Annotated in this window: 20 protein-coding genes and 1 pseudogene; 1 reads left to right on the forward strand and 20 read right to left on the reverse strand. The window is 40.7% G+C overall.

Annotation, left to right across the window (positions count from 1 at the left end; genetic code table 11):
• Window positions 1-248 precede the first annotated feature (248 nt).
• From aroB to BK575_RS21295, 16 genes and pseudogenes are all read right to left on the reverse strand, one after another.
• Window positions 249-1,328, reverse strand: a complete 1,080-nt coding sequence (gene aroB / locus BK575_RS21220; RefSeq protein WP_078413558.1) for a 3-dehydroquinate synthase — start codon at window positions 1,326-1,328, stop codon at window positions 249-251.
• The gene (gene aroC, locus BK575_RS21225) at window positions 1,328-2,500 is read right to left on the reverse strand and encodes a chorismate synthase (RefSeq protein ID WP_078413560.1); all 1,173 of its coding nucleotides are present in this window, start codon (window positions 2,498-2,500) and stop codon (window positions 1,328-1,330) included. Before aroC ends, aroB begins: the two co-directional genes overlap by 1 nt.
• Window positions 2,501-2,835: 335 nt before the next feature.
• Window positions 2,836-3,608, reverse strand: a pseudogene (locus BK575_RS21230) (CheR family methyltransferase).
• 254 nt (window positions 3,609-3,862) lie between these two features.
• The gene (gene ndk / locus BK575_RS21235; protein ID WP_078413562.1) at window positions 3,863-4,309 is read right to left on the reverse strand and encodes a nucleoside-diphosphate kinase; all 447 of its coding nucleotides are present in this window, start codon (window positions 4,307-4,309) and stop codon (window positions 3,863-3,865) included.
• Window positions 4,310-4,403: 94 nt separating this feature from the next.
• Window positions 4,404-5,369 carry a heptaprenyl diphosphate synthase component II gene (hepT, locus tag BK575_RS21240; protein WP_078413564.1) on the reverse strand — a complete coding sequence of 322 codons (966 nt, stop codon included), beginning with the start codon at window positions 5,367-5,369 and terminating at the stop codon, window positions 4,404-4,406.
• Window positions 5,370-5,572: 203 nt separating this feature from the next.
• Window positions 5,573-6,289 carry a demethylmenaquinone methyltransferase gene (locus BK575_RS21245; RefSeq protein WP_078413578.1) on the reverse strand — a complete coding sequence of 239 codons (717 nt, stop codon included), beginning with the start codon at window positions 6,287-6,289 and terminating at the stop codon, window positions 5,573-5,575.
• A 29-nt stretch (window positions 6,290-6,318) separates the two neighbouring features.
• Window positions 6,319-7,101 (reverse strand): heptaprenyl diphosphate synthase component 1, encoded by a 783-nt coding sequence (locus BK575_RS21250; protein ID WP_078413580.1) that lies wholly within the window; start codon window positions 7,099-7,101, stop codon window positions 6,319-6,321.
• A gap of 381 nt (window positions 7,102-7,482) precedes the next feature.
• Window positions 7,483-7,713: a trp RNA-binding attenuation protein MtrB gene (mtrB, locus tag BK575_RS21255; protein ID WP_078413582.1), complete on the reverse strand. Its 231-nt coding sequence runs from the start codon at window positions 7,711-7,713 to the stop codon at window positions 7,483-7,485.
• 13 nt (window positions 7,714-7,726) lie between these two features.
• Complete coding sequence (gene folE / locus BK575_RS21260) at window positions 7,727-8,293, reverse strand: GTP cyclohydrolase I FolE (protein ID WP_078413606.1); 567 nt, start codon at window positions 8,291-8,293, stop codon at window positions 7,727-7,729.
• Between the two features lie 154 nt (window positions 8,294-8,447).
• On the reverse strand, window positions 8,448-8,720 hold the full coding sequence (locus BK575_RS21265; protein WP_034328581.1) for an HU family DNA-binding protein: 273 nt from the start codon (window positions 8,718-8,720) through the stop codon (window positions 8,448-8,450).
• A gap of 580 nt (window positions 8,721-9,300) precedes the next feature.
• Entirely contained in the window at window positions 9,301-10,779 is a 1,479-nt protein-coding gene (gene spoIVA / locus BK575_RS21270; RefSeq protein ID WP_078413607.1) for a stage IV sporulation protein A, read from the reverse strand.
• A gap of 199 nt (window positions 10,780-10,978) precedes the next feature.
• A complete protein-coding gene (locus BK575_RS21275; RefSeq protein WP_078413608.1) occupies window positions 10,979-11,689 on the reverse strand; it encodes a hypothetical protein in 711 nt (236 codons plus the stop codon).
• A gap of 24 nt (window positions 11,690-11,713) precedes the next feature.
• Window positions 11,714-11,914, reverse strand: coding sequence for a DUF2768 domain-containing protein (locus BK575_RS21280; protein ID WP_078413609.1), 201 nt, complete (start codon window positions 11,912-11,914; stop codon window positions 11,714-11,716).
• A 395-nt stretch (window positions 11,915-12,309) separates the two neighbouring features.
• A complete protein-coding gene (locus BK575_RS21285) occupies window positions 12,310-13,350 on the reverse strand; it encodes an NAD(P)H-dependent glycerol-3-phosphate dehydrogenase (protein ID WP_078413610.1) in 1,041 nt (346 codons plus the stop codon).
• 20 nt (window positions 13,351-13,370) lie between these two features.
• Window positions 13,371-14,681: a ribosome biogenesis GTPase Der gene (gene der, locus BK575_RS21290; RefSeq protein WP_078413611.1), complete on the reverse strand. Its 1,311-nt coding sequence runs from the start codon at window positions 14,679-14,681 to the stop codon at window positions 13,371-13,373.
• A 312-nt stretch (window positions 14,682-14,993) separates the two neighbouring features.
• Window positions 14,994-15,605 carry a YphA family membrane protein gene (locus BK575_RS21295; RefSeq protein ID WP_078413612.1) on the reverse strand — a complete coding sequence of 204 codons (612 nt, stop codon included), beginning with the start codon at window positions 15,603-15,605 and terminating at the stop codon, window positions 14,994-14,996.
• A 136-nt stretch (window positions 15,606-15,741) separates the two neighbouring features.
• Between BK575_RS21295 and BK575_RS21300 the strand changes: the two genes are divergently transcribed.
• Window positions 15,742-15,873, forward strand: coding sequence for a YpzI family protein (locus BK575_RS21300; protein WP_078413613.1), 132 nt, complete (start codon window positions 15,742-15,744; stop codon window positions 15,871-15,873).
• A gap of 194 nt (window positions 15,874-16,067) precedes the next feature.
• Here the strand turns inward: BK575_RS21300 and fni are convergent, their stop codons facing one another.
• From fni to cmk, 4 genes are all read right to left on the reverse strand, one after another.
• Entirely contained in the window at window positions 16,068-17,123 is a 1,056-nt protein-coding gene (fni, locus tag BK575_RS21305; RefSeq protein WP_078413614.1) for a type 2 isopentenyl-diphosphate Delta-isomerase, read from the reverse strand.
• Between the two features lie 12 nt (window positions 17,124-17,135).
• Window positions 17,136-18,275 carry a 30S ribosomal protein S1 gene (gene rpsA, locus BK575_RS21310; RefSeq protein WP_078413615.1) on the reverse strand — a complete coding sequence of 380 codons (1,140 nt, stop codon included), beginning with the start codon at window positions 18,273-18,275 and terminating at the stop codon, window positions 17,136-17,138.
• A gap of 164 nt (window positions 18,276-18,439) precedes the next feature.
• Window positions 18,440-19,024 (reverse strand): lysophospholipid acyltransferase family protein, encoded by a 585-nt coding sequence (locus BK575_RS21315; protein ID WP_078413616.1) that lies wholly within the window; start codon window positions 19,022-19,024, stop codon window positions 18,440-18,442.
• Window positions 19,025-19,028: 4 nt separating this feature from the next.
• On the reverse strand, window positions 19,029-19,700 hold the full coding sequence (cmk, locus tag BK575_RS21320; protein ID WP_078413617.1) for a (d)CMP kinase: 672 nt from the start codon (window positions 19,698-19,700) through the stop codon (window positions 19,029-19,031).
• Window positions 19,701-19,747 lie beyond the last annotated feature (47 nt).

A 19,747-nucleotide genomic window follows, 5' to 3' on the forward strand; every position in this document is an offset into this window, starting at 1 on the left:
TATAAATAAAGATAAAGACATAAAAACCCAAAGGCAATATCGTACCTTTGGGTAAATGGACAAATTAAATATAAACTCAACTAACCTCTTCTCAGCTCTCTCATTCTCATCTACCCTAAACTCAACTATAAATTATTCAACTATTCTAAACTATTTTCATTTTATTATGAATTTTCATTATTTGTCAAGGATAAAGTGAACAAAGACCATTTTTCGTCATTAAGGGACAATACTCGCTAATAATGGTTTTACTTTATCTCAGCTTCCAATAAAGCACACAGAAGTTCATCTTCCACTGCAGTAACAGTCGGCTCACCCACTTCTTTCAACAATACCATTTGGATGCTGTTAGCCTTATTTTTCTTGTCTTTCTTCATCTTTTGCAACAATTCATCCACTGTTAAAGAGGACGGAATCGACGTTGCATACCCCAACTGCTTTAGCCAATCTCCAAAACGTTCCAGATCAAAACCAAGCTGATAAACGTGTCGACTCAGCTTCAGGGCGAACACCATACCGATGACGACCGCTTCGCCATGCGTCATTTTACCGTATCCCATTGCCGCTTCAATCGCATGTCCAAGCGTATGGCCGAGATTCAAATAAGCGCGTACTCCCTTTTCCGTTTCGTCTTCCGCCACAATTCCAGCCTTGACTAAAATTCCTTTTTCAATGGCATAGGCAAGCTTATCCTCTTTCAAATCATCCATGGAATGTATATGTTCCACCAGCCACTCGTAGAAATCTTGTTCACTAATTAATGCATGTTTAACGACCTCAGCAAAGCCGGACAGCCACTCTTTTTGCGGAAGGGATTGTAAAAGGCTGGTATCATAAAAGACCGCTTCCGGTTGGTAGAAAGCCCCAATCATATTTTTTCCAAGCTCATGATTGATAGCAACCTTGCCGCCTACAGCACTATCATGTGCCAATAATGTCGTCGGAACTTGAATAAACGGAATTCCCCTCATATATGTTGATGCAACAAAGCCTGCCAAATCACCGACGACTCCTCCTCCAAAAGCAATGATCAAGGAATGTCTGTCCAGCTGTTGTTCTAAGGCATATGTATGACACCGATAAAATTGATCAAACGACTTGGCCTTCTCACCGCTTGGAACAACAAAAAGACAAGTCGAGAATGTTTCAGCTAAAGTGTCAATCATCTTTTCTCCATGAAGACGATTTACCTCTTCATCCGTGATGACCATAATTTTTGTTGTATTTGGATGAACATTCGATATAACACGAGGCAGCTCGTCCATCATATGAGATCCAAGAAATAAAGGGTACGTCTTTGAAGATGTGTGGATGTCAATGGTTCTCATTAAAACTCCCTCGCATATGAGCGCATTTTTTCTACATTATCCGCAATTAAATCCATACGGTCTTGTCCAAATTGCTCGACAATCGCATTAGCAATTTCCCATGCCACTACCGCTTCTGCTACTACGCTTGCAGCTGGAACTGCACAACTATCTGATCGTTCAATGCTCGCTTCGAATTCTTCTTTCGTTTCAATATCCACACTCTTTAACGGTTTATAAAGAGTAGGAATGGGCTTCATTACACCACGGACGACAATCGGCATTCCATTGCTCATTCCGCCTTCAAGACCGCCCAAATTATTCGTTTTTCTTGTATATCCCTCTTGTTCATTCCACAAAATTTCATCATGCACCTGACTGCCTGGAAGTCTAGCGGCTTCAAATCCGATTCCGAACTCGACGCCCTTAAATGCATTGACACTCATAACAGCAGCGGCAATTTTAGCATCCAGCTTACGATCATACTGCACATAACTTCCCACTCCAACCGGCATACCTTCTACAATAACTTCTACAACTCCTCCAATCGAGTCTCCGTTTTTCTTTGCGTCATCAATGGCTTGCATCATTTTTAGTTCAGCTTCTTTATCAAAGCATCTGACAGGGGATTCTTCTGTAACCACTTCTAACTCCTCCAGTGAGTTGTAGACCGGATTATTAGCTTGAATTCCTCCGATTTCCAAAACATGTCCTGCCACTTTAATTCCAAGTTGCTGCAACAATTTTTTCGCTACGGCTCCAGCGGCTACCCGGACCGTCGTTTCACGTGCTGAAGAACGCTCCAATACATTTCGCATATCACGATGGCCATATTTGATGGCTCCGTTTAAATCTGCATGTCCCGGTCTTGGACGGGAAATCTTGCGCTTTACTTCTTCCAGCTCGTCATCGGCAATGGGCTCACTTCCCATGATTTTCGTCCAATGTTTCCAATCATTATTCTCTACAACAAGGGTAATGGGAGAGCCAAGTGTATAGCCGTGGCGTACACCGCTTAAAATTTCCACCGTATCTTTTTCGATTTGCATTCGTCTTCCTCGTCCATGCCCTTTTTGCCTTCTTGCCAGTTCTGTATTAATATCTTCCGCTACTAGAGACAAACCTGCAGGAATTCCTTCTAAAATCGTCGTTAGTTGGGGGCCATGTGATTCCCCTGCTGTTAAGTATCTCATTCGTTATCCTCCATTCAATCCACACTCATTTAAATCAGAATGTTTTTACTTTTATGTATGAATATAGCACACTTTTTTTGTCTGTGGTACCGTACCACAGACAAAAAAATAAAAAAGCGTATTTAGAATGGCTTTATATGAATCTCATTTATTCTCTCAACATAGGCCGGCATTTTCTTATCATATCCGTGTTTCTCTGTCTTTACATCTTGAATAGACCTGAAAAGGCTCTCGTATAAGCGGGTGACAAGAACCCGAAAGGGAGCTTGTCACCCGCTTATGCATAAAGAATGGACCATGGATGTTCTTTATCCATGGTCCATTCTTTATGTGGATTAAACTTTCCGGTAAAAAAAAGTATCTTCCGTTTCAAAGCCATATGACGAAGGATTAAAAATTTGCTCCGTGCTGCCGACAAAGAACACTCCTTCAGGCGCTAGAGCTTGACTAAACTTTTGGTAAAGCAAATGCTTAGCCTCTTCAGTAAAATAGATTAATACGTTTCGGCACACAATAAGGTCAAAATCCCGATCGAACGAGTCAGCAAGGAGATTATGTTTTCGAAATGTGACCGTACGCTTGATGTCATCATGAATCTTGTAGACCATCCCCTGTTTTATAAAGTATTTATCCTTTATCGGCAGAGGAACTTCCTGCAAGGCTCTCTCGCCATACATTCCGATTTTTGCTTTTTGAATAACATGATCATCGATGTCAGTAGCTAAAATTTGGATTTGAGATAAAGGATAAAACGCAGAAAGGATCATAGCCAGCGTATACGGCTCTTCTCCTGTGGAGCAAGCCGCACTCCATACCTTCAGCTTCCTCTTTTGCCGTACCATACCAGGCAATATTTTTTTCTCTAAAACTTCCCATCTTTTCGCATTTCGATAAAATTCCGATACATTGATCGTCATCCTGTCTAGAAATTCAGCCAACAAATTCGAATCTCTGTTCATTTCATCAAAGAAACCCAAAAACGACCGGAAACCTTTTTTTCGTACAACGATGTCAATCGTCTTTTCATCTGCGCTTCTTTATAAAGAGATAAATCAATCCCTGTTTTTCTTTTGACTCTTTCAATAAACTCTTGATAATCATTTGACATTTTCCAAACTCCCTGCAGGTTTTGATATCCAAAGCTAAAGTTTATCCCCTATTAACGGGCAGTAAGACCCCCAATGATGGAAGTTTCCTTTGTTAGTATATCGCCTAAATTTCTTAAATGTTTATAGGCATTGATTGAGAAAGTTCAATATGTTCAAAGAACGGCCTTATCAGCTTTTCTAGATCTCCTGCAGCAGATTCGAGCTGTCTGGGCTTAAAAAAAATCTGTCCCGTTTAAATACGGGACAGATTTTTTTAATAAATCCAGTTATTGATTAGCTTTTCGTAGCTGATCAGTTCTTCTTCTTTAAAGAAAAGGCCGATCTCACGAGTTGCACTTTCCGGTGCATCTGAACCGTGAATCACATTCTTATCAAGCGTTAAGCCATAATCTCCACGAATTGTGCCTGGAAGTGCTTCTTTTGGATGCGTTTTCCCCATCATTTGACGCGCTGTTGCAATGACGTTTTCTCCCTGCCATACCATTGCGAATACTGGACCTGATGTAATGAAGCTAACGAGATCACCGAAAAACGGCTTTTCTTTATGCTCACCATAGTGCTGTTCTGCTAACTCTGGTGTAATTTGCATTAACTTCGCTCCAACTAATTGAAAGCCCTTTCTTTCAAATCGGGAAACAATTTCCCCGACAACGTTGCGTTGTACCCCATCTGGTTTGACCATAAGAAATGTTCTTTCCATTTTATCTCTCCACCCCTGAAGTATGTATATTGGAAGCGCAATCACGTCCAACAAAAATATTAACATTGTTTTTATATTTTGACAACTTATACATTTAAAATTTACGATTTCCGACAAATTTCGCAATTTTGTATAAAGTATCTTTTGCTTTGTTGGACGGAAGCTCTTCCAGCATCGACAGGGCTTTTCGTAAATAATTCTGACTTATGGCCGCAGACTGCTCAATGGCACCAGATGATTTGATCTGACCAATGACTTCCTCTATCTCTTGTTCAGGATGGTCTGATTCGAACATCCGACTAATTCTGTCATAAATGGATGGGTCTTTTATGGCATACAGGACCGGCAGCGTAATATTCCCTTGAAGCAAATCGCTTCCGGCCGGCTTGCCAAGCTGTGCAGCCGAAGCGGTAAAATCCAAAATATCGTCCGTAATTTGAAAAGCCATCCCTACATTATATCCGAACCAGAATAAGCGCTTATGGACAGCTTCAGGTACTCCAGAAGCAATGGCGCCCAGCTGACAGCTCACGGCGATAAGAAGAGCGGTTTTTCGCTTGATACGCCGTAAATATGTACGAAGGTCTTGATCTAAATTATATTTATCTTTGATTTGTTCAATTTCTCCGAGACAAACTTCCACTATCGTTTTAGATAAAATTTCGTGTGCCTTTACATCGTTTATATTGGCCATTAATTCTAAGGAACGAGCGAAAATGTAATCTCCTGTATACATCGCAATGCGATTATCCCATTTGGCCTTAACCGTCGGTTTCCCTCTTCTCGTGTCCGCATCATCTATCACATCGTCATGAACAAGCGAAGACATATGAATAAGTTCCAAAGCAACGGCTACATTTTTAATAACTTGAATGTCATAATGACCAAATTTCCCCGATAACAGCACAAACACAGGACGAATTCGCTTTCCCCCTGCTTGCAAATAGTGAAGAGAAGTTTGGCTGATCAGCGAGTAATCCGTTTGGATTGTCTGTTCCAACTCTTTCTCAATGAGCGCAATATCCGAATTTAAAAAGCCATACATCATTTTTAATTTCATTAGATTCACCTTAATTATTAATATTCGCTCTCCATTAGTGATTCTTAGTTCCGAATAAAAAGATGAAAGGCCGTAAACATACATGACCTTTCATAATCACCCAACTATACCGATATTGTGACTAATATTCATCCAAAGGAATCCGGCACACTCACTTGAACCATGCCGTTCTTTTTCCCGCATTAACAGGGCAGTAAGAACCCCTACTGATGGAAGTTTTCTTTATATCCTAAATGCATCGCCGCTACCCCGCCGGTATAAGATTTCACTTCTACTCTTTTGAAACCCGCTTGACGGAACATATCAGCTAATTCTTTACTTCCAGGGAAATCACGCGCTGACTCTTGAAGCCATGAGTACTCACTATAGCTTTTGGCCAACAATTTCCCAAGCAGCGGCATGAAATATTTAAAATATAACAAATAAAGCTGTCGATATCCGATTAAGGTAGGCTGTGATGTCTCAAGGCAAACGACTTTGCCTCCCGGCTTTGCCACCCGATACATTTCACGTAATACTTGCATGTAATCTGGAACATTCCGCAGCCCGAAACCAATGGTTACATAATCAAATGTATGATCTGCAAACGGCAGCTCCATCGCATTTCCATGTATGAGTTTTACATTGGGAAGCTTGAGGGCCTCTACCTTTTGATGACCGATTTTCAACATATTTTGACTGAAGTCAAGACCTGTTACTTCTCCATCTTTTCCAACAGCATCAGCAAGGGCAATCGTCCAATCTGCCGTACCACAGCAAACATCAAGGGCTTTTGCCCCTTTTTGAACGTCCATTCTTTTCATGGTATCATTTCTCCATGCTACATGACGTTGAAAACTGATCACCGAGTTCATTTTATCGTAGTTGTCATAAATTTTTTCAAATACTCCATGAACACGTTCTTCTTTTGATTGCTGCATCGCTTCGTCCTTCTTCCGCAACTATTTTTTCAGTCGTCTCGTGTACTCCTTATTAATTCATCAAGATTTACTTTTAATTCTTTATTAAAATACAAAGAACTATTCAAACGTTCTATTATTTTTCTTGAATCGTTAATATACTTCTCTACCGTTTCCATCACATTTTGATGTTCATCATTTGTATGTATAGACAAACAGCTTTTTAACTGGTCAAATAACTTAGATGTTCCGTAATTAATATAAGCCATCTTCTCATGAATGAGACGTTTTATGAATGCTGCATGGGTTAATAAAACCTTCCATTCTTCCTCTTTGAAATGGGAGCATACGGATTCAATGAGCGCCGCTTCCACTACAAACAAACTGCGCATCACATCATCTACGGAATGGTATTGCCGCTTATAATATTTCATTTTCTCCACATTGATGTTTTTAATAGCTGAAGCTGTTTCATTCATCAACTGAAGAGAACCGTTTTTGGAAAGATAATAATAGTACAAACTGCTGTAATACAACCCAGCCAATACGGTTAGCTGTCTTTCTTGCAGCAATTGATGGTCGTTTTTTACAGGCTTAATGGAGACTAAATCATGGGTATCAAGTCCAATTTGAACGAGCATAACAGAAACGACGTAATCCTTCAACTGTTCCTCTTCCACTGAAGTGTGCTGCAGAAAGGAACATAAGTATAATAATTTATCTTCATCTATCATCGGATGATGGACAAATCGTTTCACATATGGATGATTTAATTCCAGTTGCAGCTGCTCTTTTACTTCAGCTACCGTATCAATGATGTTCTGCACAATCATCACCCTTGTCTCCCTTTCATCTTACAGTACACCCATTTGCATCTCGCAAATAGACAATGTCAATTATAACATAACTGAGTTTCAAAAAAACTATTATTTTCTCTATTCTAGCCTAGCCTTTTGAAATTTTATACGTGCAGCAATGACCTTCATTCCGAAAGAGAAAAGGGTGTTGAACGAAAAAACAAGGTCCTTTCATCTAGGTTTCCGCTCTCTAAAGAAAGATTCCTTATCACCGCATGCTCCATGTGGAGGAGGACAGTGAATCACAGATTCTTCTGCCCTTAACCTGCATTGGGCGCTCTTATGGAGCCGCTCATCCCATAAAGGAAACTTCCATCAATAGGGTTTTTCCTTCATCCCCGTTGATGAAGGCTTTCTTTATTTTTTAGGCTCTGACTCCACTTCTCCATGAGCTGTTTGAATAAGGGCTTTCCCCCTTACCTTGATGGCAGAAGTATGTTCAGTGAATTGAGCAATCATCACTTCCCCTTTGTCCAGTTTCTCCGAATGATGAAATCTTGTATCAGAACCCCTCGTTAAACCAATTACATTCACTCCGTCTTCAATTGCCTTAATTACAATGAAATCACTTGTTGAGTTTGATGCCATTACAACCGCCTCCTTAACCTTTAATAAAAGAAAGTACTTCAGCACGTGCTGCTGGATCCTTTTCGAGCACACCCCTTACTGCAGATGTCACTGTCATTGCACCAGGTTTTTTTATCCCGCGCATCGTCATGCACATATGCTCTGCTTCCACCACTACCATTACACCATGCGGATCCAATGTTTCTACAATAGAATCAGCAATTGTGGATGTAATTCTCTCTTGAAGCTGCGGTCGGCGTGCGACAACATCCACAGCGCGGGCAAGCTTGCTTAACCCTGTTACTTTGCCGCCTCTTGGAATATACGCCACATGGGCTTTTCCGTAAAACGGCACTAAATGATGTTCACACATGGAGTAAAAAGGAATATCCTTTACCAGCACAAGTTCTTCATGATCTTCGCCGAATACGGTTTGAAAGTGTTCTTTTGGATCTTCATTTAATCCTGAAAAAACTTCCTCATACATTTTCGCTACGCGCTTTGGTGTATCCAATAAACCTTCGCGATTCGGATCTTCTCCGACAGCTTCTAATATAAGTCTGATTGCTTGTTCGATTTGCTCTTTATTTACAGATGACATTATCGTGTCCCCCAGTCATAACCTTATGATGAATTAAACTCAAAAAAATTCTAGCACATGCTCTATATAAAGGCAAAAAAGAAAGGCCGCTGAATGTGCGACCTTTCTCCTCTCTTTAAAAATCGATTATACACCGATTCATTTTATGTAGAGATTATTTTACAGCGTCTTTTAATGCTTTACCTGGTTTGAATGCAGGAACTTTGCTAGCTGGGATCTCGATTTCGTCACCAGTTTGCGGATTACGTCCTTTGCGAGCAGCGCGTTCGCGTACTTCGAAGTTACCGAAACCGATAAGCTGTACCTTATCACCATCTTTTAAAGCATCTAAAATTGTATCAAAAACAGCATCAACTGCTTTTGTAGCATCCTTTTTTGAAAGTTCACTTGCTTCAGCAACTGCATTGATTAAATCTGTTTTGTTCATGCCATTCACCTCCTCCCAAAGAGAAATCGTATTATAATAGCTAGAAACCCCTTTATAGAGGGAATCTAGTAATTCTTCGTACTTTCATTTCTTCACAAAACATGTCATTCTTATACATACGATTTTGTTAACATGCCTTATCATAAACGATTCCGACTGAGAATTCAATGCTTTTGACGGGAAAACCTATCCAAAAGTGGAAAAACTATTAATATCAATCAATTTCTGATAAAAGAGTAACATAACCACTCGCCCATATCAAGTGAAATATGCGTAAAACCGCGCTTTTAACGCACTTTTTCCCCTTTCTTTTTCTTCACAAACTTCAATTTTTTTAAAACTTTACTTTTATAACCCATTAAGTTTTTCATAATCACAAACTTTTCCTTCATTTATCTCAATTTCACATGATAGTTCACTTTACAAAAAAATGGATTTTTCACTGAAAGACCCCGTCACAAAATCCTAATCTTACTGGATTTCCATGACGGGGTCTTTCAGTAGGACAGATGAAAAGGGCTTCTTTCAGCCCTTTTCATCTGTCCTCTTAAAAAAAAGACTCCTTATAAAAGGAGTCTTCCTATAAAATGATGGCAATTAAACCTCCGGATCCTTCATTGATAATGCGCTCTAACGTTTCTTTTAATTTATAGCGTGCATTTTCAGGCATAAGGGATAATTTCCCTTGTATTCCTTCTCTCACGATGGAGCTTAAGGAGCGGCCAAAAATATCTGAATTCCAAATAGAAAGCGGATCATCCTCAAAATCTTGCATTAAATAACGCACAAGCTCTTCACTTTGTTTCTCAGTCCCGATAATCGGAGCAAATTCCGATTCCACATCCACTTTTATCATATGAATGGAAGGAGCGACCGCTTTGAGGCGAACACCGAATCGTGCACCTTGACGAATAATTTCCGGTTCTTCCAAACTCATATCAGCAAGAGAAGGAGCGGCTACGCCATATCCAGTCTGCTTCACCATTCTAAGCGCATCAGCTACCTGATCATATTCCGCCTTTGCATGAGCAAAGTCCTGCATCAGCTGCAACAAGTGATCCCGGCCTCGAATTTCTACACCTACTACTTCTTTCAAGATTTGGTCATACAAATCATCTGGCGCATAAAGATCGATCTCCGCGATTCCTTGCCCCATATTCATTCCCGCTAATCGGGCATTATCAATAAATTCATATTCTCCAAATTGCTCGACCACGCGATCCACATCGCGTAATCTTTTAATGTCTTTTACCGTTTCTTGAACCGCTTCTTGATAGCTTTCTCTGAGCCAATGCTGGTCTTTCAACACCATAACCCAGCTCGGTAAGTTTACATTCACTTCTAATACAGGGAACTCAAATAACGCTTCTCTCAAAACATTATACACATCATTTTCACGCATGCTCTCTACACTCATGGCAAGTACGGGAATATCATATTTTTCCGCTAATGTCCCCCGTAATTTATCTGTTTCGGCACTCTGAGGATGGACTGTATTAATGACCATAATAAATGGCTTTCCTACCTCTTTCAACTCCGCGATTACACGCTCTTCTGCCTCCACATAATCTTGGCGGGGTATTTCACCGATGGATCCATCTGTCGTAATGACAACACCGATAGTAGAGTGTTCTTGAATCACTTTTCTCGTGCCTATTTCCGCCGCTTCGTGGAACGGAATTGGTTCTTCATACCAAGGCGTACTAATCATCCTTGGTCCATTTTCATCTTCATACCCTTTTGCCCCTGGAACAGTATAGCCAACACAATCTACCAAACGAATATTGACTTCTAACCCATCTTCAACTTGTACGTTCACCGCTTGATTCGGAACAAATTTCGGTTCCGTTGTCATAATAGTTCGTCCTGCTGCACTTTGCGGCAATTCATCTTGTGTTCTTGTACGGTCTGCCTCATTAGCAATGTTCGGCAATACCACAAGCTCTACAAACTTTTTTATAAAGGTAGATTTACCTGTTCTTACAGCACCTACCACACCTAAATATATGTCTCCCCCAGTTCGTTCTGCAATATCTTTAAAAATATCGACTTTTTCCACGAGATTCCCTCCGATCTAAGAGTTCATGGGATTATAGTATCCATTGCCATGATAGATTAGGACACTATATGTTTATGATGTTGTCCTATTAAAATATGACTTCTGGAATAAAATTTCATGATTTATGATGTTAAACGTTTGAAATCATAAGAAAAACCCCTTCTCTCTGATTGTATTTCAGCAAGAAGGGGTTCATGACTTATTTTTCTAAAAAGACTGGTTCGCCATTTTTAGGATTGATGGTATACGGAAGAGCATAAGCCGGAGCGAAGTCTGATTCTTCCATAAGGATAGGTAAAATATCGTCTCCCGGCTTATACGAATAATCCTTCTTTTGAAGAACTTCGTATAAATCAGCAGAATAATCAACGAACACTTCGCCCTCATGGTTAATCACCAACGGTAAATTCTTTCCGCTGAAAGGACTCACTACATACGGCTCATCTTCGTAGCCCAGTTTTTTATAATCAATCGTAAAAATGCCTTTTGAAAGCATATCTTTAAACGGAGGATATTTATACGCTTTGATCCTGATTTTAATGTCCCGAATTTGTTCAGCTATGCGTAAATCAATCAACTTAACAGTTGGATTCGTCTCCACATCAATCAATACATATGTAAATACTCCACCACTTTCAAAAGCAGTTCCTGGAGGCTCTTGCATATATTTTGGAATCAGCTTATTAAAATCAATCGGGTATTTTTGATAAATGGGCGTATCCATATCTCTTGTCTTAATCGGCAGTAGGCCGCCGTTATTCTCTTGGTATTGATTAACCGCTATTTGCGCAGCTGCTAGCTGATCTTTATAAGCCACCTGATTTTTCACTAGCTTTTCATCCGGATATAAACAACCCGATAAAACGAAGATCATAAGGGAGCTGACAAAAAGCATGATCCATTTTTTCATATTGTTACTCCCACCTTATGCGAATTATTGTTGGACAGGTCCGCTGAACACTACAAAAAAGATGATGATTCCAGCAACAATCATACAAGAATACGCAATAAGAGCGGTTACAAATTTTAAAATACCTTTCAATTTAAATCGGCTTAAATAAATAAAAATGATTGAAAAAAACATCAGTCCCATGGATCCAAAAGAAATCCACATTTTCATCAATGCCGGCGACATCTTCTCATCTCCTTTTCCGACAATCATTATATCATAGGAATGTTCCTTATATATGTTAAAATCAAAAAAACTGAAGCAAAGGGGGCATCTTCGCTTCAGCATCAACTAAACATCCCATACATCAACAGTTCTACTCATGTTGTTGTACATTGTATCGTATGCACCACAACGCTTTTTCGCATCCTGCTTAGATAAATTCTTTCGTATTTATCTTGTTTTTTCACCGTATTTACGCCTTCTTGCTCTCTCCTCGCATGAATAAGACTCACGAAAGCTTTTAAACTTCCATCAGTGGGGAGGGGGGCCTTCATTTCCCACTTAGACTTCTTCAATGACTAAAGAACGAAGACTAAAGAACCAAGTCTAAAAACTCGACGTCAATCGCCACGTCTTGGCTAGCACATCCGATCTCCTAAAATGTTGACCAAATCTTCCATTTCATGAGTTTTGCCGCGTGCCATCAATTTGTCCACCGCGTCTTTTGGATGAATTTCATTAAATAAAACGTCATACAAAACAGACGTTATAGGCATTTTCACTTGAAGCTTTTCTGCAAGCTGATATGCTGCTTTTGTTGTTCTGACACCTTCTACAACCATTCCCATGTTTTCGAGCACTTCATCCAGCTTATGGCCTTTTCCAAGAAGATTTCCAGCTCTCCAGTTTCGAGAGTGAACACTCGTACACGTTACAATTAAATCACCGATACCCGTGAGCCCTGAAAATGTGAGCGGATTTGCTCCCATTGCACTGCCGACCCTCGCAATTTCTGCAAGCCCTCTTGTAATTAAAGCAGCCTTTGCATTATCACCGTATCCGAGGCCATCGGTGATACCCGCAGCAAGTGCAATGATGTTTTTCAATGCCCCACCTATCTCTACACCGACCAGATCCGGATTTGTGTACACCCGAAAGTACTGTTGATTAATAAATAAATCCTGTACTTTTTCAGCCGCTTTCATGTTTTGCGAAGAAACCGTGACCGTCGTCGGCTGACGGCGGCTTACTTCTTCGGCATGGCTAGGCCCAGATAAGACCACAACGTCTTCCAAAACCGAAGAGAGCATTTCTTCTTCAATCATTTCAGTAATTCTCATAAGCGTATCAGGTTCAATTCCCTTACTGACATGAACAACAATATGAGGATGATCACTCACTTCATTGATTTGGCGGCATACTTCCCTAATGGCCTTTGTCGGGACGGCAAGCACGATAATATGAACGTCTTTGATGGCCATTTCTAAAGATTCGTAGCCTTTAATGCCTTTTGGCAGCTGAACATCGGGTAAATATTTGAAGTTAGTATGTCGTTCATTGATTTCTTGAACCACTTCCGGCCGATGTCCCCAAAGCCTTACATCATGACCGTTATCCGCCAATACAAACGCCAGAGCCGTTCCCCAGCTGCCGGCACCCAGCACCGCTATATGTTCCATCTCGCCTCACATCCCTATCGTTATTTTCGAGTTCGAGCAAAAATCTTAATTGGTGTACCTTCAAATCCGAATGCATCACGAAGTCTGTTTTCTAAGAAGCGCTCATATGAGAAATGCATCAATTCTGGATCATTTACAAACACGACAAATGTCGGCGGTTTAACCGCTACTTGAGTCGTATAATAAATCTTCAAACGATTGCCGTTATGAGTAGGAGTCGGGTTCATCGCCACCGCATCCATGATCACATCATTGATTACATTTGTTTGAACACGCAACGCATGGTTTTCACTTGCCTTATTGATTACCGGAAGCAGTGTATGAATACGCTTCTTTGTTTTGGCAGATAAAAACACGACCGGTGCGTAATCAAGGAATAAGAAATGTTCACGGATGTTTTGTTCAAACTCTTTCATTGTTTTTTCGTCTTTTTCTATGGCGTCCCACTTATTGACAACGATCACAACAGCCTTGCCCGCTTCATGAGCATATCCGGCAATGCGTTTATCTTGTTCGATAATCCCTTCTTCCGCATTTAGAACGACAAGAACGACATCGGATCGTTCAATCGCTTTTAAAGCACGAAGTACACTATATTTTTCGGTACTCTCATACACTTTCCCTTTTTTTCGCATACCGGCTGTATCGATAATAACGTAATCTTGTCCATCTTTCGTGAATGTCGAGTCAATTGCATCCCTTGTCGTACCAGCAATGTCACTGACAATGACTCTTTCTTCACCCAACATTGCATTTACAAGTGACGACTTCCCAACATTAGGGCGGCCGATGAGAGAAAATCGAATTGTTTCTTCATCGTATTCGTCATCCTCCTGTTTCGGAAAATGTTCAGCCGCTGCATCCAGTAAATCTCCGATTCCAAGTCCATGTGAACCCGAAATTGGAATCGGCTCACCAAATCCTAAAGCATAAAAATCATAAATCATATCCCGCATTTCCGGATTATCAATTTTATTTACAGCCAACACAATCGGTTTTTTTGAACGATACAATATTTTAGCTACTTCTTCATCAGCGGAGGTAACCCCTTCTCTTCCGTTGACAAGAAAAATGATAACATCCGCTTCATCAATCGCAATTTCCGCCTGCTGACGAATTTGTTCCAAAAACGGCTCATCTCCAATATCAATTCCACCTGTATCGATAATGTTAAAATCATGGGTCAACCATTCTCCTGAACTATAGATCCGGTCACGTGTCACCCCTGGCAAGTCTTCTACTATGGATACTCTTTCTCCAACAATACGGTTAAAAATTGTAGACTTTCCGACGTTCGGGCGGCCTACAATCGCCACAACTGGTTTTGGCATAATCGTTCTCTCCTTCTTATGTGATTCTCTTATGTAAACTGTATTCCCATTTTTCATTCATCTTCATAAAGTTACATATTGGTTAACTGGTGGAGACAAATAAAAACCCTTCTTTCTAAAAAAAGAGGGTCATTAACCTTACCATTTTATCAAAAAATGCAGTTGACAACAATGTCTTTCTTTCGGAAAGAATGGAACAAGTTCATATTCTGTTGTGTCATCTCCCTTACCATCTAGGGCTGAGCCATCTCTTGCAGGCCTAAATAACCATCGGTGAGGGATGAAAGGAAACCCCCACCGACGGAAGTTCCTTTATAACCGTACCTTACTGCCTCTGCTTCTTGCATACTTCAATAAATATAAGTCCAGATGAAGAGCGAACTGAACGAACAACGCCCATCCTAACAGCAGCATACATGAAATAGCCGCAATATCAAGGAACGGCAACGCTCCAATAGTATAGTACATGTGAACATCATATAAAATTGCAGAAAACAAAAGATCTCCGTAACACATTCCAAGGATTAGGCATAAGATTCGCTCTTGGGTGCTTTTTACAAGCATGCATACTATATATAACAAGAGAAAGCCTATAGCCCATTTCCGGTCGATGAAAATCCACACGGGGTCAAAAAGTTCAAACAAGCAAAAGCCAGCATAGGCTATCATTGTAATAAAGGAAGAAAGCAATAAATAACTGGAAAATAACGTTCTTTGCCAAGCAAGAAAAATGAAACCGAATAAAAGAAAACAAATAAAAGTGCCATTAAACACATAAGCCCCTATATGTATAGTTGTTGTTGAAAACAGCACACAAACCAATAGGGCACAAGCATAAAAAGTCCTCAGCACTCGTTTTTCCATTAAAAAAGTCACTGCTGCCCAACCGATCCAGGCAAACCAATAAAAAAAGATTCCTTCCATATTTTTACCTCCCACTAATTCATTATGTATCAAATCCATGTAAATTAGTCTTTACGCTGTATAAATCATTAACATTTGTATGAACATATAGGGTGAAAGTTAAATTTCCCTGTAATAGGGAAAGGAGGGTAAAGAAATGGGGAAAGACCGTCAAGAAAAAAAGCTTAAACAATCAAAACGGGTGGAATCTGATCGCGATCAAGGACTTCATTATCCTGGAGCAACAAAACTTCAAAGCCCCGAAGAGGCACGTGAAATCAATCAGTAAATAAGAAAAGAGGGTGACTCGAAAGGTCTAAAAAGCAGACCTTTCGAGTCACCCTCCTGAAAGGACCGGTCATGAGAATCCTGTAAAATCAAGGATTCAGTGACCAGGTCCTTTCAGTAAAAAACCATTTTTGCAGCCTATTGACAACTTATGAGGCAAGCATGTTTACGAAAACAACCTTTCCCTAAAACTAATCAGGATTTTCTCCGGCTATAAACTGTCGTATCAATCCCGCGCTGCTGGAGCCAGTGATAGGTTTCACCACGAATGACAAGCGGCGCACGGTTAAGCTCTTCAATCTTCTTTACTCCAAGCGCCGTCATAATAAACGTCAGTTCTTTATGCAGTATCTCGATTTCTTCAATCAAAGCCTCTTGACCTCTATCCAGCAGGATTGATAGCAGGCGCCCTGCCATTGCAGCAGAAGAAGCTCCTAAAGCAATAGCCTTGGCAATATCCATTGACGTTTGAATGCCCCCTGATCCAATGACATGGAGATCCGGATTTACTGCGCATACTTCAGCAAGGGAAGAAGCCGTAGTAATTCCCCATTCATTAAAAAAGGAGAACTGTTTTTCTCTTCGCTCATTTTCAATCTTTGAAAAGTTTGTACCGCCATATCCACCCACATCCACGATGGATACACCCGCGTTTTTCAGCTTTTGAACCGTTTCGCGGCTCATGCCGAACCCTACTTCCTTGACAATAACAGGAACCGACAAATGCTTATTGATTTGCTCAATTCTCTTTAGTGCTCCTGTAAAGTCCCGGTCACCTTCAGGCATCACCAGCTCTTGAATGACGTTAAGGTGGATTTGCAAGGCATTTGCTTCCAGCATATGAACCGCTCGTTCCGCTTGATCAAGAGTAGCTTCACTTCCTAGATTGGCAAATACTATACCCTTTCGATTTTCTTTTCTTACAATTTTATAAGAAGGAGCCTCGAGCGGATCTTTAATTGCAGCCATTTGTGAGCCCACTGCCATTGCAATTTGGCACTCACTGGCTACTTGCGCTAATAAACGATTAATTCTTTCTGTTTCCTGACCGCCGCCCCCTGTCATCGCGTTGACAAAAATCGGCGAACTTAATGTAAGTTCGCCGATTTTTGTTCGCAAATCAACTTCGTTTACAGAACAATCGGGAAGACCGTCATGAATAAATGCCACGTCTTCAAATCCATGCAGACGATGTTGTCCTGTTTGGATGGCGTGATGGATGTGATCAATTTTACGCTGTGCTCTACTCACGAAACATCACCATTATTTCAATTTTTTAAGTTGATCTCCAATCATTTCACCTAGCTGGAAGCCTCCAGAATCAGCTTGTTTTTGATACGCACTGTAATCCACTTCAGGCTCCTGCTCTTCAAGCTCGCGCATACTTAATGAGATGCGTTTTTCGGCTTGATTTACATCTAATACTTTTACTGTTACCTTCTCTCCCTCACTTAATACCTCATGAGGAGTATTGATGTGTTTATTCGCAATTTGGGAAATGTGAACAAGCCCTTCAACACCCGGTGCCACTTCGATGAACGCGCCAAACGATACAAGACGCTGAACCGTTCCCTCTAAAACGTCCCCTTTCTTGACCGTAGAAGAAATATTGAACCACGGACCTTCGAGCGTATCTTTAATGGAAAGAGAAATACGTCCATTCTCCTTATCGACTGATAGCACTTTAACTTTTACTTGCTGCCCTTCTTCTACTACATCTGACGGCTTATTGACATGTGTATGGGAAAGTTGTGAAATGTGGACCAATCCATCGACTCCGCCAATATCAACAAACACACCAAAGTTAGTTAGACGCTGAACCGTCCCTTCAAGCACCTGTCCCGCTTCTAACGATTGAAGAACGTGTTTCTTTTGATTGGCAGCCTCTTCTTCTACTACCGCACGATGGGATAAAATCACGCGATTCTTTTCCCGATCAAGCTCTACAACTTTAACGGTTAATGTCTTCCCTTTATAATCTGTAAAATCTTCTACATAATGCGCTTCAACAAGCGACGCAGGAATAAAACCGCGCAGACCAATATCCACTACTAAGCCGCCTTTGACTACGTCTTTTACTTCCGCTTCAAATATTTCTCCTGAAGCTAGCTTCGCTTCTAAATCTTCCCATGCTTTTTCTGCATCAACGGCACGCTTGGATAAAATAAGGGCTTCATCTTCTACTTTCAAAACTTTTACTTCGACTTTCGCCCCTTCTTCGATGGCGTCTCCGGCTTTTTCAATATGCAAACTGGACAGCTCGCTGATTGGTAAAATACCATCTAACTTGCTTCCCTCCAGCTCGACAAGCACCTGTTTGTCTTCTACTTTTGTGACAACACCACTTACAACATCCCCGACTTGCAATGTCTTTACTTCTACTTGATTCATGTCTTCTACCATTGTCTAGTCCTCCTTCATTAGCCCATACAATATGTATATATAAAGCATGTTTTCATGCTTCTTCCTACTGGGTTTTTCTGTTTATCCAAGGAGTAGTATAAAAAATATTCTTTCTATTAACTTCTAATAAATAGACCCCTTTTGTCAAGCGAAAAGGTTTCAAACTATTGATATTTTTCGATTATCTTTCCGATTTCCCGCATAATGACAGCTGTAGCTTCCTCTGCCGATACCTTTTCTTGACGATATTTTTCCATGTCCAACGGAGGACCGTATACCACTTTTAATTTTTTGAATGGTTGATATGGGCCGATAATGGCACACGGAATCACGACGGCCTTAGAACGAAGCGCAAAAAAGCCAGCTCCTGCAAGTCCTTCTCCAAGCGTTCCATCTTTACTTCTTGTCCCCTCAGGAAAAAGGCCAAGAACTTCCCCTTCTTTTAAAATAGCAAGTGCTTTTCGAAGAGCGTCCCGGTCACTCATTCCGCGTTTCACAGGAAATGCTTTTAAATGGGGTACAAGATGCTTGATAATAGGCGCTTTAAATAGTTCCTCTTTCGCCATAAAAGCAACCGGTCTAGGAAACAACATCCCCACAACCGGGGGATCGAGATTACTGATGTGATTAGAACAAAGGAGAACCGCTCCTTCTTTTGGAATATGTTCAGTTCCATGCACTTCTATTCGATAAAGGGGACCAAGAACAGCACGACATACATTTTTTGCAATCGTATAAATAACAGCCATTTTATTATATCCTCTCGTTTACTAATGAAATAATTTTGTCTACTACTTGTTCAATGTTCAAGGATGTCGTATCAATTTCAACCGCATCATCTGCCTTTTTCAGCGGAGCCACTTCACGTTCAGAATCCAGCTTGTCTCGTGCTGCAATTTCTTGTTTTAATATTTCTAAATTGGACTCGAACCCTTTTGCTGTATTCTCTTCATAGCGACGTTTAGCCCGCTCGTCTACTGATGCACGCAAAAATACCTTCACTTCTGCATTAGGCAGCACATGCGTCCCGATATCCCGTCCATCCATCACTACTCCTCTTCCTTCAGCAATGCGGCGTTGACGCGCTACCATATCTTCACGAACTTTTCGATGTTTTGCCGTAATAGAAACTGCGTTCGTTACTTCACTTGAACGAATGGCTTCTGTTACATCTTGTCCATCGACGATCACAAGCTGCCCCTTTTGAGACGTTTTAAGCTGCAAATCTGTTTCTTGAAGAAGTTGAAGTAATTTTTCTTCATTTTGTAAATCTATGCCAAGATTCTGCGCTTTATGCGTAAGAGCGCGATACATCGCCCCTGTGTCTACATAAATATATGAAAGTTTTTCTGCAATGATTTTAGCAACCGTGCTTTTCCCGGCCGCTGCAGGGCCATCAATGGCCACAGAAATTTGCTTATTCATAAATCCTCCTTGTAATACATCACCATTAAAAATTTGGTTACGACGAA

The organism is Priestia abyssalis (assembly GCF_002019595.1).
Taxonomy (GTDB): Bacteria; Bacillota; Bacilli; order Bacillales; family Bacillaceae_H; genus Bacillus_BA; species Bacillus_BA abyssalis.

Excerpts from the sequence above, each read along its gene's own strand:
- BK575_RS21245 (WP_078413578.1), bottom strand. The coding sequence starts at position 6,289 with ATGCAGCAATCAAAAGAAGAACGTGTTCATGGAGTATTTGAAAAAATT.
- aroC (WP_078413560.1), bottom strand. The coding sequence starts at position 2,500 with ATGAGATACTTAACAGCAGGGGAATCACATGGCCCCCAACTAACGACG.
- cmk (WP_078413617.1), bottom strand. The coding sequence starts at position 19,700 with ATGAATAAGCAAATTTCTGTGGCCATTGATGGCCCTGCAGCGGCCGGG.
- aroB (WP_078413558.1), bottom strand. The coding sequence starts at position 1,328 with ATGAGAACCATTGACATCCACACATCTTCAAAGACGTACCCTTTATTT.
- BK575_RS21250 (WP_078413580.1), bottom strand. The coding sequence starts at position 7,101 with ATGATTGTGCAGAACATCATTGATACGGTAGCTGAAGTAAAAGAGCAG.
- folE (WP_078413606.1), bottom strand. The coding sequence starts at position 8,293 with ATGTCATCTGTAAATAAAGAGCAAATCGAACAAGCAATCAGACTTATA.
- BK575_RS21315 (WP_078413616.1), bottom strand. The coding sequence starts at position 19,024 with ATGGCTGTTATTTATACGATTGCAAAAAATGTATGTCGTGCTGTTCTT.
- BK575_RS21295 (WP_078413612.1), bottom strand. The coding sequence starts at position 15,605 with ATGGAAGGAATCTTTTTTTATTGGTTTGCCTGGATCGGTTGGGCAGCA.
- ndk (WP_078413562.1), bottom strand. The coding sequence starts at position 4,309 with ATGGAAAGAACATTTCTTATGGTCAAACCAGATGGGGTACAACGCAAC.
- BK575_RS21275 (WP_078413608.1), bottom strand. The coding sequence starts at position 11,689 with ATGAAAAAATGGATCATGCTTTTTGTCAGCTCCCTTATGATCTTCGTT.
- mtrB (WP_078413582.1), bottom strand. The coding sequence starts at position 7,713 with ATGGCATCAAACTCAACAAGTGATTTCATTGTAATTAAGGCAATTGAA.
- rpsA (WP_078413615.1), bottom strand. The coding sequence starts at position 18,275 with ATGGTAGAAGACATGAATCAAGTAGAAGTAAAGACATTGCAAGTCGGG.
- BK575_RS21265 (WP_034328581.1), bottom strand. The coding sequence starts at position 8,720 with ATGAACAAAACAGATTTAATCAATGCAGTTGCTGAAGCAAGTGAACTT.
- der (WP_078413611.1), bottom strand. The coding sequence starts at position 14,681 with ATGCCAAAACCAGTTGTGGCGATTGTAGGCCGCCCGAACGTCGGAAAG.
- hepT (WP_078413564.1), bottom strand. The coding sequence starts at position 5,369 with ATGAAATTAAAAATGATGTATGGCTTTTTAAATTCGGATATTGCGCTC.
- BK575_RS21300 (WP_078413613.1), top strand. The coding sequence starts at position 15,742 with ATGGGGAAAGACCGTCAAGAAAAAAAGCTTAAACAATCAAAACGGGTG.
- BK575_RS21285 (WP_078413610.1), bottom strand. The coding sequence starts at position 13,350 with ATGGAACATATAGCGGTGCTGGGTGCCGGCAGCTGGGGAACGGCTCTG.
- BK575_RS21280 (WP_078413609.1), bottom strand. The coding sequence starts at position 11,914 with ATGTCGCCGGCATTGATGAAAATGTGGATTTCTTTTGGATCCATGGGA.